10 protein-coding genes are annotated in these 15,924 nt (G+C 59.1%); 8 read left to right on the top strand and 2 right to left on the bottom strand.

Features of this window, described 5'->3' with window-relative positions; genetic code table 11:
- Nucleotides 1-75 precede the first annotated feature (75 nt).
- From BGIM_RS0102355 to BGIM_RS0102340, 4 genes are all read left to right on the top strand, one after another.
- Nucleotides 76-3,576: a protein kinase domain-containing protein gene (locus tag BGIM_RS0102355; protein WP_020468195.1), complete on the top strand. Its 3,501-nt coding sequence runs from the start codon at nt 76-78 to the stop codon at nt 3,574-3,576.
- A gap of 138 nt (nt 3,577-3,714) precedes the next feature.
- Complete coding sequence (locus BGIM_RS0102350) at nt 3,715-4,716, top strand: hypothetical protein (RefSeq protein ID WP_020468194.1); 1,002 nt, start codon at nt 3,715-3,717, stop codon at nt 4,714-4,716.
- An 89-nt stretch (nt 4,717-4,805) separates the two neighbouring features.
- The gene (locus BGIM_RS0102345; RefSeq protein WP_020468193.1) at nt 4,806-6,098 is read left to right on the top strand and encodes a 3-deoxy-D-manno-octulosonic acid transferase; all 1,293 of its coding nucleotides are present in this window, start codon (nt 4,806-4,808) and stop codon (nt 6,096-6,098) included.
- The gene (locus BGIM_RS0102340) at nt 6,095-6,997 is read left to right on the top strand and encodes an aminotransferase class IV (RefSeq protein ID WP_020468192.1); all 903 of its coding nucleotides are present in this window, start codon (nt 6,095-6,097) and stop codon (nt 6,995-6,997) included. The genes BGIM_RS0102345 and BGIM_RS0102340 overlap by 4 nt, the downstream gene beginning before the upstream one ends.
- 16 nt (nt 6,998-7,013) lie before the next feature.
- Here BGIM_RS0102340 and BGIM_RS48350 read toward each other — a convergent pair whose 3' ends face one another.
- Nucleotides 7,014-8,021, bottom strand: coding sequence for a WD40 repeat domain-containing protein (locus BGIM_RS48350; RefSeq protein WP_020468191.1), 1,008 nt, complete (start codon nt 8,019-8,021; stop codon nt 7,014-7,016).
- Nucleotides 8,022-8,388: 367 nt separating this feature from the next.
- Here BGIM_RS48350 and BGIM_RS0102325 point away from each other — a divergent pair, with 367 nt between their 5' ends.
- From BGIM_RS0102325 to BGIM_RS0102315, 3 genes are read left to right on the top strand one after another with little or no spacing between them, the layout of a single operon-like run.
- Nucleotides 8,389-11,193, top strand: a complete 2,805-nt coding sequence (locus BGIM_RS0102325; protein ID WP_020468190.1) for a sodium/proton-translocating pyrophosphatase — start codon at nt 8,389-8,391, stop codon at nt 11,191-11,193.
- A gap of 48 nt (nt 11,194-11,241) precedes the next feature.
- The gene (gene rsmH, locus BGIM_RS0102320; RefSeq protein ID WP_020468189.1) at nt 11,242-12,198 is read left to right on the top strand and encodes a 16S rRNA (cytosine(1402)-N(4))-methyltransferase RsmH; all 957 of its coding nucleotides are present in this window, start codon (nt 11,242-11,244) and stop codon (nt 12,196-12,198) included.
- A 51-nt stretch (nt 12,199-12,249) separates the two neighbouring features.
- Nucleotides 12,250-13,494 carry a competence/damage-inducible protein A gene (locus tag BGIM_RS0102315; RefSeq protein ID WP_020468188.1) on the top strand — a complete coding sequence of 415 codons (1,245 nt, stop codon included), beginning with the start codon at nt 12,250-12,252 and terminating at the stop codon, nt 13,492-13,494.
- 66 nt (nt 13,495-13,560) lie between these two features.
- On the opposite strand, the gene BGIM_RS0102310 is transcribed toward BGIM_RS0102315, so the two are convergent.
- On the bottom strand, nt 13,561-14,787 hold the full coding sequence (locus BGIM_RS0102310) for an MFS transporter (protein ID WP_157368566.1): 1,227 nt from the start codon (nt 14,785-14,787) through the stop codon (nt 13,561-13,563).
- Between the two features lie 171 nt (nt 14,788-14,958).
- Here BGIM_RS0102310 and BGIM_RS0102305 point away from each other — a divergent pair, with 171 nt between their 5' ends.
- Nucleotides 14,959-15,924 carry a cupin-like domain-containing protein gene (locus BGIM_RS0102305; RefSeq protein WP_020468186.1) on the top strand — a complete coding sequence of 322 codons (966 nt, stop codon included), beginning with the start codon at nt 14,959-14,961 and terminating at the stop codon, nt 15,922-15,924.

Raw genomic sequence — 15,924 nt, 5'->3', positions numbered from 1 at the left:
TCGTTTCCACCATCAAACAACGCAGGGGCATTGTCAATCCATCAATAATCGTCGCCTCTTTTCATCGGATTTTCCATGCGGTTTGGTCGCTTTGAACTGACATCACCCCTCGACAACACTCCCGCCGGGCCGGTGTATCTCGCCGTCGCCGACGGAGAGATGTTTGAAATCCGTTCGCTGGAGAAAATCCGCGAGGATCGTGATGCATGGGCCAATATCCGGTTTAGGCTCCGGCTTTTGGCATTGGTCAAAAATGAGTTGCTCTTGCAACCCGAGGCGGCCGATCTGGAACATGACCCGCCCTATCTTGCGGTGAGGCCATCCGAGCCGGCGGGGCCGATTCTCCTGTCCGACCAGCCATTGGATTTTGCCCTTCGATTGACCCTGCTGGTGGCCGAGGCCCACCGGATCGGATTGACGGTGGGCGAAGTTGACACGGGGGTGATTCGTCGGATTGCCCCCGGCCGGCTGGCGCTTGACCTCATCGGCACAGGGGAAATGGGAACTGATGTCATCCCCCGAGAATCGACGAACGAGGAAGACATTGCCTGGCTGGGGAATGTTCTGGATGATCTTCTGTCCGTCCCGGCCCAACCGGGCGAAACCGGAGCCGACCGTTGGCCCGGTTGGAATACCGTCGTCGGGACGATGCGCGATCCCAATCCCATGAGCCGACCGCTGGCCAGCGAAGTGGCCGCGTGGTTTGAATGCGAGGAAGCGGCAACACATCTTGGCTTTGTCCCTCTCGAATCTCTCCCCCCGCCAACTCATGCGGCTTCCGCCATTCAGATGGCCTTATATCTGCCGAGCAAGCGGCCGCCGCTTGACGAGACTGTGACGCCCGCCGATGATCTCGGGGAAGCGTCTATCGCCAAGACGATGCCCCGGTTGGGAGATCAGGTCGGTCGGTTTCTTCTGCTCGAAAAACTGGGCGAAGGGGGCATGGGTGTTGTCTTCCGGGCGGAAGATCAGGCCGATGGTTCGATGGTGGCTGTCAAAATTTTGAAACCCGAGGCGGCCATGTCGCCGACGAGTCGGCGGCGGTTCGTCAAGGAATCACGGTTGCTGGCGAAGTTGAACACGCCCCATGTCACCCGGCTGATCGCCGCCGACACGGATGACGAATTGTGTTATCTCGCCGTTGAGTTTGTGCCCGGTCAGAATGTCGGGCAATACCTCCGGACAGCGGGAATGGTGGAAGAAAAACTCGCCTTGGAGATGATCGCCGATGCCGCCCGCGGGCTGGCGGTGGCGCATCGGATCGGGATTGTTCATCGGGACATCAAGCCGGAAAATCTGCTGTTGCTTCCCGAAGGAACGGACGGCCCCCGTGTGAAAGTGACGGACTTCGGGCTGGCCCGGCTGATGGTTCAATCCGAGTCTCAGGATGTCACGCGGGCCGGGGCATTGCTCGGCACCCCCCGGTTTATGTCACCGGAGCAGTTCGGGGCAAAGCCCGTGGATGCGAGGGCCGACGTGTATGCCTTGGGGGCCACGCTCTTTAATCTGCTGACGGGCCAGCCCGCGTTTCCGCAAGACAACCTGATGGAACTGACACAGGCGGTCATTTCGCAGATTCCACCAGCCGCCGACCGGGTCAACCCGGAGGTCAGCGCGGCGACGGCGGCGCTGGTGGCCCGGTGTCTCTCGAAAGAGACGAGTGATCGGCCGACTGATGCGGGGATGTTTCTCCGGGAAATCGAACGGCTCATCAGCGGCGAACCAAGCGACATTCTGGGGCATCCTCGCGCCCCGATCGCCTCAAGCCGGGCGGCAGAGTACGTTCACACATGGGATCTGAAATCCACCCCCGCCCAATTGTGGCCCCATGTCTCCAACACAGAGCGGCTGAATCGGGCCATCGGTCTGCCGGCCGTGCGATACGAAATCCGGCGAGATCCGCTGTTGGGAACCCGGCGGTTTGCTCATGCGAATGTGGTCGGGTTCAAAATGGAGTGGGAAGAACACCCGTTTGAATGGATCGAAGGCCGGAGAATGGGCATCCTGCGGGAGTTCATCCGGGGGCCGTTCGTGTGGATGCTGAGCGTCGTGGAACTCATTTCCCGGCCGGAGGGGGGAACTACTCTTCGGCACACCTTGCGGGCCGAGCCACGGGGCTTCATGGGCCGAATGATCGCCCCGATGAATCTTGGCCGGGCAGCCAAAAAGGGTTTGGAGGCCGTTTATCGGCGAATCGATCTCTCGGGCGGGTCACAGGGGGACGCCCCGGACATGGACCGGTTCGAGTTGCCGACCCAACTTTCCCGCCCCCGACAACGGCGATTGCATGCCCGCATTGACCGGTTGCTGCACTCCGGGGCGGCCCATGATGCCGTGGAAATGCTCGGGATTTTTCTGGCGAACGCCCCGGATCAGGAAGTCTCGCGGATCAAACCGCTGGCCATCGCCAGACGTTTTGGAATCGACGAGATGGCGATGGTCGAAACCTGCCTTCGCTCGGTGCTTGAGGGATTATTGCAACTTCAATGGGATGTGATTTGCCCGCTGTGCCGGGTTCCCTCGGGGCATCGGGATACGCTCAAACAAATCCTCGAACACGAAAATTGTCCGACTTGCGATGCTTCCTTCCGAACCGATTTCGCAACGGCGGTTGAATTGGTGTTTCGCGTTCATCCTGATGTGCGGCCGACCGAGGACGGAATGTATTGCGCGGGAGGACCGGCCCATTCGCCGCACGTCGTCGCCCAAGTGAGGCTTTCTCCGGGCGAGCGGGTTGAACTGGAATTGTCGCTTTCCGAGGGTCTGTATCGGGTGCGGGGACCGCAGCTTCCCTGGAATCTGGAACTGCGGGTGGCAAACGACGCGGTCACCAACCGCTGGGAATTAAACATCGAATCGGCCGGGAAAGAGCCGCTTCCCCCGGTCGGCCCGTCTGGTCAAGTGCTTGTGTTGCAAAACGGTCCGGCCGGTGAATTGATCGTCCGCATCGAGCGAGCGGCGGGCCGTGATGATGTGTTGACGGCGGCGCGGGCGATGTCCTTTCCCTCTTTTCGGGAACTCTTCCCCGGCGAACTGTTGTCCCCCGGCCAGCTTACCCCAGCGTCGATGATTACCCTGTTACTAGCCCAGGCTGATCGCAGCGAGCAAATGTTCAGTGTGCTTGGGGAAGCGAAGGCATTTCAGATTATTCAAGCCGGTTTCCGGGTCATGGAGGCCAAGGTAAAGGCCGAGGGGGGCGTGATCGTGAAGACTGTTGGCGAAGGACTCCTTGCCGCTTTTGAGGGGGTGTCAAGCGCCGTGCGAGCGGGCCTTTCACTGACGGAAGCCCTCACCGCCGACCCTTTGACACAGGGAATGCCGCTGCGAGTGGCCGTCCACCGGGGAATGGCGATGGTCGCCACTGTGAACGACCGGCTGGACTATTTCGGCCAGACGCCCCGACTGGTTGGCCGATTGCTGGAAGTCGCCGGTCGAAACGAACTCGCCATCAGCGCGACCACCGCCAGCGACCACAACGTGAATGTCCTGTTCCAAGGCCGCCCGGTGAAACTCGGCGAAGTCCCCCGCCCCGGACTCACGCCGGTGCTGACGTATGTGGTGCCATTGGAGAAATGAAACCATTTTTTAGCCGCTGACGGCTTTTCATCTAACTTTGGTCTCATCATGTCTTCGTCTTTTCCAAATCCGTGTTCGATCTGTGCTGTGTTCGTGGCTAAAAATTCTTCTCTTGATCTCTCCAACTAGAATCTTGGCATGAATCAGCCATCCATCACGTTTGTGACTTGTGCGGAATCCGGGGCCTTGGAAGGCCCTCCTCGTCGGCTGGCGGCAAGTCTTCGCAAGTGGGGCGGGCGGTTTGCGAATTGTCCGCTGTATGCCGTCACGCCCCGGTTTGGGGCGCCGCTTTCGAGCGGGACCATTCGGGAATTTCGTGATCTCGGCGTCAAGTATCTGCGGTTCAGCCGACACGATGGCTACGAGTGGAACCCCTATGTGAACAAACTGGCGGCCGTGAAGGCCGTCGAGGATTTGGCCGACACAGAAGCGGTCGCGTGGCTGGATGCGGATTTGTTCGTCGTCGGCGAGCCGCATGAACTGGAGCTTGCCCCGGACGAGGATTTTCTCGCCTCCCCCTCCGACGCGGCCGGGACGACGAGCGGCCCCGGCGACTTGTGGGAAGAGTATTGGCAGGAGACGGGAAAACTTCACGGGATCGATATCAATTCAATGCCTTGGGTGAACACGCACCGCGAAGGCAAGCGAATCCGCTACAGCGTGAACGGCGGACTGTTCGTTTATCGCAAAACCACCAAGTTTGGCACGCATTACCATGATTTCTGCATGAAGTGGCTCGATGCGAAATTTGGCTCCATTCACACGAAAGTCTTTTTCCACGATCAACAAGCACTAAGCCTAGTCGCCCATCAACAAGGGTTGCGGATTCGGCACCTGAATCATTCGCACAACTACGAGATGGCGAGTAGCATCCATGCCGAATGGTTCCGCGAGGAAAAATTGCGGGCGGCGAAGATTGTCCATTATCACGATTGCATGTGGCCGAAGTTCTGGCCGACTTTTTTGGAAGTGATGCGTCCCACTCATCCGGAAGCGGCGGCTTGGCTCGCCGAGCGTGGACCGCTGAAGAACGAGGCCAAGCCGTGGTGGAAAGTCTTTGGCAAATGGCTTCAAAAGAAACGCCAGAAAACGCAGGCCGCCTATCTAGCCGGTTGTCGGTTGATCGAGACAGGGAAGTAAGGGGATGAAATCAAGCCGCCCCCCTGTTCGGCCCGTCGCCGGTGAGGATAATCACGTCTGATGTTGCAAGTTCCATTGTTCGGGATTCCATGCCGGTTCTTTTGAACTTCCTGTACCTCGCGGTCATCGGGCTTTTGATGCCCGCTCTGGCCGTGCGTTCGTGGAAGACCGGACGCTATCGCCGATATCTGCGAGACAAGTACCTCGGGTTGGAACGTTCGCCGGTGAACGGGGATGCCCCGGTGGCTTGGTTTCACGGGGTGAGCGTCGGCGAAGTGAATCTGCTCAAAATCGTCACGGAGGGTTTTCGCAAACGTCACCCGAATTGGCGAATCATCGTTTCCTCCACGACGGACACCGGGTTGGCCGAGGCCCGCAAACACTTTGGAGAGGGTGCAGTCATCCCGTATCCGTTTGACTTCTCTTGGGCCGTGGATCGCACATTGAAGATGATCAAACCGCGATTCATCGCCCTCGCGGAGAGCGAACTTTGGCCCAATTTCCTCTATGTGGCGAAACGGCATCGGGTGCCGGTGATCGTGTTGAACGGCCGCATGAGTCCCCGCACTTTTTCGAGGTACGCCAAGGTGGCGGGGTTGGCCCGTGGATTGATGTTCGGCCGGGTAAGCCGTTTCCTGATGCAATCGGAGCGATTTGCCGATCATCTGCGGCAGTTGGGCGTGCCGAATGATCGGGTGCGGGTAACCGGCTCGGTGAAGTATGACGGCGTTCTGGCGGATCGGTACCATCCGAAAGTTGCCGAACTGCGGCGTCTGTTTACGATTCAGCCGGATGATATTATCTGGGTGGCGGGCAGCACACACGCCCCGGAAGAACAGATTGTCACCGAGATTTATGCCCGGTTGAAAAGCCGGTTCCCGAAGCTGCGATTGATCATCGTCCCCCGTTCGCCGGATCGGTTCGACGAGGTGGCGGGGATCATTCGCCAGGCGAACCTGACTTGCGAACGCCGCCGCGAGATGACCGGCCCGGTGAGCGACCCGGCCGCCGTGATCCTGGGTGATACGATGGGGGAACTCGGGGCCATCTGGGCCTTGGCGACCATCGGGTTCACCGGCGGCAGCCTCAACGACCAGCGCGGCGGCCAGAGCATGATCGAACCGGCGGGCCTTGGCGTTCCCGTGATGTTCGGGCCACACACTTGGAACTTCAAGGATGCGGTCGCCGGGTTGCTGGAAGTCGGCGGGGCCATTCGCTTGACCGACGGCGCCGAGTTAGAGCAGAAGATGGCCGAGTTAATCGCTGATCCCAAACGACGGACGGGGATTGGCGAAGCGGCAAGGGAGTTTGTCCTCCGGCAACAGGGGGCAACCACTCGCACGCTTGATGAAATTGACGACCTTTTGAGGATTCACCCTTGATCGAAACCATATGCTACGCCAACGGCGAAATCCTGCCGTATTCCCATGCGAAATTCTCGCCGGATGATCTCGGCATCGTCTGGGGAGCGATGATCACCGACCGCCTGCGGACCTTCGGCGGGAAACTCTTCCAGTTGAAGGAACACTTGGAACGCTTCGCGGAGAGTTGCCGACTGGCCCATGTTCCGCTGGCTTTAACCGTGGAAGACCTGTCCGAGCTTTGCGAGAACCTGCTGGTTGACAACAAACAGCGCGCCGGAAAATCGATGGAGTTCGCTTATCTCTTCCTGGCTTCGCCCGGCTCCGTGCCTCATTTTCCGCACGGGCACGCCGTGATGAACCCGACACTGATGGTACTGGTTACTCCGCTCGATTCCAAACGGGTGGCAGGCATCCACGAACGGGGCATCAAACTGGTGACCTCGGATGTTTCGCTTGGCTGTTCGCCGCAGATCAAGCACCGCAGCCGGTTGCCGTGGTGGATTGCCATGCGGGAAACACTCGAAGCCCATCCCGGCTTTGAGCCGTTGTATGTCACGGCGGGGGAAGCCCCGGCCATCTTGGAAACCTCATCGGCCAGTGTGGCGGCCGTGATCGGCGGTGAGGTTGTCACTCCTCCGGCCGAACAAGTGTTGTCGGGAACAGCCCTCGCTGCCGTCCGCACGTTGTGCGAGAAAGAGAAGATTCCCTTTTCACAACGGGCTATTCCGCTTTCCGAACTGGCGACAGCCAACGAAGTGTTCGCTATGAACTCGACCTATGGGTTGGCCAGCGTGGTTCGGGTGAATGAGTTGACGTTCCCGAAAGACGGCCCGACAGTCCTCCGGCTCACCGCCGCTTGGGAACGAATCTGGGGCGTGAGCCTGCGTCACGGGGCGCCGAAGAATTCCGCAGGATGAAGCCCGGTCAAACGATTCATTTGAGTTGCCAGATTCGGATGGTTCCATCGTTGCCGGTGGTGGCCAGATGTGTTCCGGTGGGTGAAAACTCAAGGCGTTGAATCTTGTCCGTGTGGCCCTTCAACACGGCTTTCTCTTTGCCGGTGGAAAGATCCCAAAGACGGGCGGTGCCATCGGAACTGGCCGAGGCCAGTGTTTTTCCCGTCGAGGTGAAGGCCACCCAGATGACGAAATTCTTGTGACCTTTCAACACAGCCACTTCTTTGCCGGTGACCGTGTCCCAGATTCGGATCGTGCTGTCCAGACAACCTCCGGCGATGGTCTTGCCATCCGGGGAACAGGCGATGCCCCAGACGCCGCCGAAATCGCCCGGCGCAGACCATCGCTCTTTTCCGGTGGCGAGATCCCAAGCCTTGACCTCCCCTCCCTGGCTGGTGTTGGCCCAAATTCCGCCGCTGCTGAACAACGTCTTGCCATCGGGGGAATACGCCAGCGCGATCACCGGATTCCGATGATTTTCAAGTTTGAGCCGTGCCTTTCCGGCTGGCTCGCGCACGATCACCAGCCGGTCATCGGAAGCGGTGGCGAGGGTTTTGCCATCCGGAGAGAACAGGGTCGAACTAACCGCTCCCGCGTGATCGTCCAGTGTGGCGAGTTTTTCCTTTTTGACGGCGTCCCACAAAATGACTGTTTTGTCCCGACTGGAGGTCGCGAGCGTTTTGCCGTCCGGCGAATAACTGACATGCAAGACTCCCCCGGTATGCCCTTCCAAGTTTGTCAGCAACTTGCCGGTTTTCCAATTCCATAAACGGACGATGCCGTCCTCGCTGGCCGAGGCAAGCGTTTCACCGTCAGACGAGAACGCCGCCATGTTGACAAACACGCCGGGGATTTCCAGTTTGCGCACCTCAACGGCATTGTTTTCCGGAGGCGCCGCCGGACGGGGGGCTGCCGGCAGATCGTTTGTGAATGAGAAGAGGCCGCCGATGTTAATGACGAGGAAGCAAACGGCTTTGCGAATCATGTGGCATTTCTCCAGGGAAAGTCCGCATCAGAGAACCCATGTCGGCCGCGTTGGGAATTGGTTTCCATTGATTAATCGAGCCTGACACTCATTCAAGAGTTTACACCGTCAGTTTGGATAGCGGCCAATAATGCCAGTCAATTCAGAGGATTGTCTGTCGGGACGCGGCATCATGCCGATCATGAGCGGGATTCTCCTGACACCGAAACTGTCGTCTTTTCACGCTTTCTCGCAAATGCCAGCCCATCCTAGACTTCGCCTCTCGTCCCCCCTATCTTGTGTTTACTTTCAACCAACCGCCATCGCGGATTCCCTGCGGACTCGGCGGCTTTGTCGTTTACGCAAAGACGGAAAGGCTCGGCATCCGATGCGAGTGATTTCACCCCAATCATCTCGGCGTCAACCCCGTTGGTGGCTGCATTTGGCAATCGTCTTCGGTGTGTTGGGAGCTCTCGGCGCCGGCCCGGCCGGCGTGGAAGGGATGTCCCATCCGGCGTGGAGTCCGTTTGCCTCGTTCTTCAGCGCCAAGGACTTCAGCGGCATCGAACAGGCCGGCGTTTTGCTGGCCATGATCATTTCCATTGGCGCACTGGTTTATGCATGGATTCTCGCCAAAAAGGTCTTCGCCGCCGATCAAGGAACGGCGGGGATGCGGGCCATCGCCCAGGCGGTCCGCGAAGGATCGGATGCCTACATCTGGCGTCAGTTCACCACGGTCGGCATCTTGCTTGTCTTTCTCACGGCGATGATCGTCCTCAGCAAATGGCCGTGGGATGCCAGCGAGGGCAACCCGGCTGATCTGAAAGTGATCGCCATTTCTCGCGGGGCCGCGTTCCTGATCGGGGCCATCTTCTCGGCGTCAGTCGGTTTCTTCGGGATGCGGCTGGCGACCACCGGCAATCTCCGGGTTGCTGCCGCCGCCCGCAAGGGGATGGCCCCGGCCATGAAACTCGGCTACCAAACCGGCACCGTGACCGGAATGCTGACGACCGGCCTCGGCCTGTTCGGCGGTTGCCTCATCGTCGTGGTGATGGGGGTGAAAGCTTATGAAACGCTGCTCGGCTTCGCCTTCGGCGGATCGCTGCTGGCGTTGTTCATGCGGGTCGGCGGGGGCATCTACACCAAGGCCGCCGATGTCGGGGCTGATCTCGTCGGCAAGATCGAGAAGGATATCCCTGAAGACGATCCCCGTAACGCGGCGACCATCGCGGACAACGTCGGCGACAACGTCGGCGATTGCGCGGGCATGGCCGCCGACGTGTTCGAGAGTTACACGGTCACGATGGTGGCCGCGATGATTCTCGGCTATGCGGCTTTCGGCACCAAAGCGATGCTGTTGCCGTTGCTGGTGCAGGCGGCCGGAATTCTGGCGAGCGTGTTCAGCACGTCGCTGGTGGGCAAGAAGGAACCGGCCAACGGGGCCGCCGGCACAATGCGGGCCATCAACAACAGTTTCCGCGTCGGCGCCGGGCTGACGGTGGTGGCGATCTTTGCCATCGCCGTTGTCTTTCTCCGGTTCGACAAACCGTACATCATCACGCAGGCCGTCGAACGCGGGCTATATGCTCTGCCAGAGTTTCAAACCGGCGTGGGTGTTCCATCCACGACCACCCGAGCGGAGGCACTGGCCGCTTGGAAGAACCTACCCTCTGAGAAACAACAGGAACTTTCCGGGGTGACTCTCGCGTCGGACACCGAAGGCAAACCGACCACGCGAACAATCTTCGAGGAGGCCGACCGGATTGTCCCCGTTCAGGAAGGGCTGGACCTTCGCCCGGCGTTCGCTTGTCTGGTGGGGATCGCCCTTACCTTGGCGCTCATGTTCTGCACGGAATATTGGACAAGCACCGAATACACGCCGGTGCGGTCGATCACCAAGAGTTCCCGAACGGGGGACGCCACCAACATCATTCAGGGCATCGCGGTGGGTTACGAATCCGCTGTGTGGGCGGTCATTTTAGTTTCCGTCTCCGTGTTTGCCGGGGTGTTTATTTATCAGGACACCCACAGCCCCATCTTTGTCGCCTTCGGCATCTCCCTCGCCGGGATTGGGATGCTGGCCCTCACCGGGGACATGTTGAGCATGGACGTGTTCGGCCCGGTGGCCGACAATGCCAACGGCATCGGCGAGATGGGCTATAACCGTGACGAGAACAACCAAAAGCTGACCGAGGGACACCCGGATTTCATACCCAAGGCCGAAATGGAAGCGGCCCGGCAAATCCTCACCGATCTGGACGCGACCGGGAACACCACCAAAGCCATCACCAAGGGCATCGCCATCGGTTCGGCGGTGATTGCCGCTGTGTCGCTGTTTGCCAGCTTCATCGCGGTTCTTGTGAAGCAAAGCGAAGAGAAGATCAACGAACTGACGGCCGCCGACTTCGAGAGCAAGGCGGGGATGCTTTCCATCGCCCGGCCCGAGGTGTTCGTTGGGATGCTCATCGGCGGGGCGGTTCCGTTTTTATTCAGCAGCATGACCATCCGGGCCGTTGGTCGGGCGGCGTTTCTGATCGTGAACGAGTGTCGTCGGCAGTTCAAGGACGAGGAGATCTGGGCGGGAAAGAAACGCCCGGACTACGCCCGAGTGGTGAACATTTGCACAAAGACGGCCCAACGCGAACTCATCGGCCCCGGCTTGTTGGCGATCTTCACTCCGGTGCTGGTGGGCTTCCTCCTTGGGCCGTATGCTCTTGGCGGATTCTTGGCGGGGATGATGGTGGTCGGCCAATTGTTGGCCGTGTTCATGGCAACGGCCGGCGGCGCTTGGGACAACGCGAAGAAGATGATCGAGGATCAGCACAAGACGGATATTTCCGGCAAGGGCTCTCCGCAACACAAAGCCAGCGTGACCGGGGATACCGTGGGCGACCCGTTGAAGGACACCGCCGGCCCGGCCATCAACCCGCTCATCAAAGTGATGAACATGGTGAGTCTGCTGGTGTTGCCGCTAGTCATCATGTACAACGTCAAGACTGGGGAATTGGCCGGTTCCGGCGTTGGCTATCTGGTGGTGGTGGTCGCGGGCGTGGCCGTCAGTTGGTCGTGGTGGCAATCGAAACGGGACACTCTCGAAATCCTCGCCCTGGACGCGGAATACGAGAAAGAACTGGAAATTGCCACGGAGAAACGACGCCTGGAAAATATGGCGAAGGAAAAAGCGGAAGCCTGATCTGCTCTCACCAAAATCAGGCTTCCAAGGTTCTCGGAGTTTCATCGCATGTTTCGCCGAAAGCCGCAGCGTTCGACACCGACGAACGAACACATCCCTGTCATGATCAATCAGGTGATGGAGATTCTCGACCCGAGGCCGGGAGAAGTGGCCGTCGATTGCACGCTCGGGTTTGCCGGGCATTCGATGGAGTTCCTGAAGGCCGTCGGACCCGACGGGTTCCTCATCGCCTGTGATCTGGACGGACTCAACATCCCGGCCGCGACGGAAAAGCTGGCTGAAATCAATTCTTCCTTCCATCTCCACCACGGCAATTTTGCCGGTCTTCCAAGTGTGCTGGCCGAGAAGGGATTTGACGGGTGTGACATTCTCCTGGCCGATCTTGGCATGTCCAGCATGCAAGTGGATGAGGCCGAGCGGGGATTCTCTTTCATGCGGGACGGCCCCCTCGACATGCGGATGGACACCAGTCGCGGCCGCACCGCCGCCGAGTTGTTGATGACGCTTCCCGCCGAGGAACTGGCAAAAGCCTTTGCGGAGTTTGGCGACGAACCGGAGGCGATGCGCATCGCCGAAGCCATCGTGAGCCACCGGGAAACGGAACCGCTCGCTCGCACGACGGAACTCAAAGACTTAATTATGAAAGCGGCCCCGGTGAAGGTGATCCAGAACCCGCGGCCGGGCGAACCTTCCCCGTGGCAACAGCAGATCCGGCCGACTGCCCGCGTGTTTCAAGCCCTGCGGATTCTGGTGAACCGCGAACTGGCCAGCCTTCAGGAATTGTTGCGAGTGCTACCCTGGATTCTGCGACCGGGCGGCCGGGCGGTGATGATCAGCTTCCACAGCGGCGAAGACCGCCTGGTGAAGGCGGCGTTCAAGGAAGGCATGCGCACGGGGTTGTATTCGTCCATCAGCGAAGATTTTGTGCGACCGTCGCCCATTGAGCGGTTTCAGAATCCACGTTCCCGCTCGGCCAAAGTTCGCTGGGCCATCCGGGCGGTGTGAACGGTCGTTTTCCAAAATTCGGCCAACAACAGAAACTCGGTGTTCACGCAAATGAAAGCAGAAATCATTTCGATTGGCAGTGAGATCACCAGCGGCCAGAACTTGGACACCAACTCGCAATGGCTCAGTCGGCGATTGGCCGAAATGGGTATTCCGGTCGCGTTTCACACCACGGTGGCCGACGACCTCACGGATAACATCGCCGTCTTCAAGACCGCCAGCGAACGGGCCGACCTCGTTCTTTGCAGCGGCGGCCTGGGACCGACACAGGACGACCTCACTCGGGAAGTGATGGCCACGGTGGCGGGCGTCCCGCTCCTCGAAGATCCGGTGTCGCTGGCGACCATTCAGGAGATGTTCACCAAGCGCCGCCGGGTGATGCCGGACCGGAACCGCGTGCAGGCATTGATCCCCCAGGGGGGGGAGGCGATTTACAACGAATGCGGAACGGCCCCCGGCGTTTGGCTGAAGATCGGCCAATGTGTGATGGCCGCGATGCCCGGCGTGCCTTCTGAAATGAAGGTGATGTTCGACAAGCAGGTGAAGCCCCGATTGGAGGCGATGGGCCTAACCGGCGGGGTGTTCATCCAACGAAAAATTAACACGTTCGGGTTGGGGGAATCAGCCGTCGAGGAAAAGCTGCTTGATCTCACGAAACGGGGCCATGTGCCCGAAGTGGGAATCACGGTCAGCGATGCCGTCATCTCCCTGCGGATTCTGGCGAAAGCGGCCTCCTTGGATGAAGCCCTCGCCCAAGTCGCCCCGGTGGAAGCCACCATCCGCGAACGACTGGCCGAACTGGTCTTCGGGGCTGAGGACGACGAACTCCAGCACATCATCGTCGATCAACTCATCAGCCGCAAAGAAACAGTGGCGACCGCTGAAAGCATCACCGCCGGACTGGTCGCCAACCGCCTCGCCCACATTCCGGGAGCCAGCAACATCCTCAACGGCGGCGTGGTCGTTTACACAAACGAGATGAAAATCAAGCAACTGGATGTGCCTTCCGAATTGATTGCCACCCACACGGCCGTGAGCGCCGAAGTGGCCCAAGCGATGGCCAAAGGCGTCCGCGAGAAATTCGGCACCACTTACGGCCTCGCCACCACCGGCTACGCCGGCCCAACCGGGGGCGACGACGGCACGATTGCGGGAACTGTCTTTGTTGCGTTGGCGACGAGCGAAGGAACCAGTTTCCAAAAATTTAACTGGCCCGGAACACGATTGGAAGTTCAAAGCCGGACGGCGAAACTGGCGTTGAACTTGTTGAGATTGCATTTGCGGAAAACGAGTTGAAAGAAATGGGCCGTTTCCCGAGAGCCGTTCTTCTGTCACCGACGCTGCCTATCCCCGACCATCTATTTAAGCGGCGTGCTTGGTCATGCCTGGCATGGAAAAGAAATCATTGGCCGGACCTTCGCTTTTGTTGGGATTTCCCGCGTTTCGCCCAAGAATCGGAAGGCAGCACAACGCGCCCAAGCTAAACACAAGAAGCGTCAACGGCAAGCCAATATGAGGCTCAAGATTTCCGGAGACAATCGGTCCGAGGGCCATCCCCAAGGCATAAACGAGGTTAAACAGCGAATAGGCATATCCCAACGAGCCAAAACCTCGCCGCTCACAGATGGAGGCAAATTCCGGCAATGTCGGCGTGAGTAACAATGAGCAACTTGCGCCGAAAGCCACCAAGGCGATTGCCACTCCGGTGATGGAGGCGGGAAGCACAATCAGCGGGAATGTCACAACGCATGCAAGCAAACCAACGGTCATGGTTCGTTGATTACCCACGCGATCCGCAATCCAACCCGCCAGCGGGGCGCACATCCCATATGACAGGGCCGCGAGACCGAAGAGCAACCCAATGGTCAACGGTGACATTCCGAGCCGACGTTCCAAGTCAAGGGGGAGCATTGGTTCAAGAGCACTCAGGATGGCCGCCCCGAACACGACCGCGACCGCCGGTTTGAAATAGGGCCGCCATTTGTCCCGCCATGAATCAGAGGATGGCAGATCTTCCTGAAACGTGATCGGAGGCGCCAAGGCGAACAACCCGATCAGAACAATCAGTGCCCAAACGCCAACAATGGCAAAAGGCCATTGGCTTCCCAAAGTATCAAACAAAAATCCGCCGAGAGGCGGACCGACCAGCGCCCCGAGGGACATGCCGGACATGGTGAATCCAAGGGCAGTCCCGCGCCGTTCGGCCGGGTAATTTGCCGCCACCAACGAGAGTCCGGCGGTCCAAGTGAGCCCTCCCGCCACTCCTTGGACGAGCCGGGCCGCGAAGAGGAGCTCCCGCCCGCTTGCGAAAAAGTAAAGCAACAGTGTCAGTAAAAGCCCGGCGCCGCCAAGGAGCGCCATGTTTCGGGGGCCGACACGGCTCATCAGCCGGCCAGCGAACGGTAAAGTGGCGATCAGAGCCAGCGGATAGGCGGCAAACAGCAATCCCAACTCACTGTCACCACTCAACCAAGGGAGGGCGTATTGCGGCAAGAACGGCACGACCATGTCGTAGACGGCCAAATCAGTGAACAACGCCGCCGTGATGATCAAGAGGAGAAGTTTCGGGCTGCGTTTCGTGCGATCCATTTGAGTCACGGCTCGGGACACATTTTCGCCAATTTCAGATGCGGCCAATACCCGAGCGTTCAATTCCAAACAAGGCGTAACCACCATTGCCTTCACGCGGTGGCTTCGGGTTGTGCGTTCCGCCCAATTTGATTAGGCTGCTTGCCATCATTCCGTTTGCGAGTTCTGAAAATGACATACCAAGGTCCGTCATTTCAATTTGTCGAAGAAATTCAGTGGGAAGAGCTGTCGAAAAGCGGGGGATTCGGGCCTCGCACATCGCCCTTGCTCATCAAAGGAGCGGTTCGCGCCTGGCCGGCTTGGGATAACTGGTCGTTCGATAAACTGGCCGACCTCAAGCGGAAGGACGGTTCCGAAGTCTCGGCCACTTTTCAAGACGGATTGGTTGAGCAGGGAGTGACCCGAGAACCGCCGCGATTGGCGATCTCGCCGTATTTGCGACAGTTGGGCCGTCAGGCGGAGAATTCTGTTTCACGAGGAGGACTGCTGCCCGTCGAGCGTCTTGAATCGCTTGGCCGCGATGCTACGTTTCATCTCGACTGGTCGCACATGCAGTCATTCGAGCCCAACAAGCTTTACCTCGCCCAGTGGAACATCCTCGACGAATTTCCCGAACTGCGCAAAGATTTTGCCATTCGATCCCTCTGGCCGGGATGGCGCTGGACTTGGGAATTTGTGTTCATGGGACCGGCCAACACCGTCACCGGTTTGCATTACGACTTTCCGAACAACTGGTTTTGTCAGGTTCGGGGGACGAAAGAAGTGATTCTTTTCCCCCCCGATCAGTCGCCGCATCTTTGCCGCTCGTCGAAATACGATTGGGGCGCGACGCTCAGCGACATCAATATTTCTCGTCTCGGAGAACAACCGGACAAACGAGAGTCGTTTGCGAAGGCCCGAGGCTTGTATGCTTGCGTCGAGGCGGGGGATGCGTTGTTCATTCCCCGGCAAAACTGGCATGCCGTGGTTTCCCGCGAGCCATCAATCAGCCTCGCGGTCTTTGGCCTCACTCCGGCCGAGATCATTCTCAACGGCGGCCGCTCGGAGTTTAAGCAATTGCTCCATCGAGCCGGTTTGTATCGGAAGAACAATTGCACATGCCACAAAATGACGCCAGCCGCGAAAAATGTCGTCTGA

The organism is Zavarzinella formosa DSM 19928 (assembly GCF_000255705.1).
In the GTDB taxonomy this organism is placed as follows: Bacteria; Planctomycetota; Planctomycetia; order Gemmatales; family Gemmataceae; genus Zavarzinella; species Zavarzinella formosa.
Note: the sequence above shows the minus strand (reverse complement) of the source record. Positions and strands in the feature narration are given on the sequence as shown.

Bases quoted from the DNA above. Each gene is read 5' to 3' on its own strand.
- BGIM_RS0102355 (WP_020468195.1), top strand. From the start codon at position 76: ATGCGGTTTGGTCGCTTTGAACTGACATCACCCCTCGACAACACTCCC.
- BGIM_RS0102350 (WP_020468194.1), top strand. From the start codon at position 3,715: ATGAATCAGCCATCCATCACGTTTGTGACTTGTGCGGAATCCGGGGCC.
- BGIM_RS0102345 (WP_020468193.1), top strand. From the start codon at position 4,806: ATGCCGGTTCTTTTGAACTTCCTGTACCTCGCGGTCATCGGGCTTTTG.
- BGIM_RS48350 (WP_020468191.1), bottom strand. From the start codon at position 8,021: ATGATTCGCAAAGCCGTTTGCTTCCTCGTCATTAACATCGGCGGCCTC.
- BGIM_RS0102325 (WP_020468190.1), top strand. From the start codon at position 8,389: ATGCGAGTGATTTCACCCCAATCATCTCGGCGTCAACCCCGTTGGTGG.
- rsmH (WP_020468189.1), top strand. From the start codon at position 11,242: ATGTTTCGCCGAAAGCCGCAGCGTTCGACACCGACGAACGAACACATC.
- BGIM_RS0102315 (WP_020468188.1), top strand. From the start codon at position 12,250: ATGAAAGCAGAAATCATTTCGATTGGCAGTGAGATCACCAGCGGCCAG.
- BGIM_RS0102310 (WP_157368566.1), bottom strand. From the start codon at position 14,787: ATGGATCGCACGAAACGCAGCCCGAAACTTCTCCTCTTGATCATCACG.
- BGIM_RS0102305 (WP_020468186.1), top strand. From the start codon at position 14,959: ATGACATACCAAGGTCCGTCATTTCAATTTGTCGAAGAAATTCAGTGG.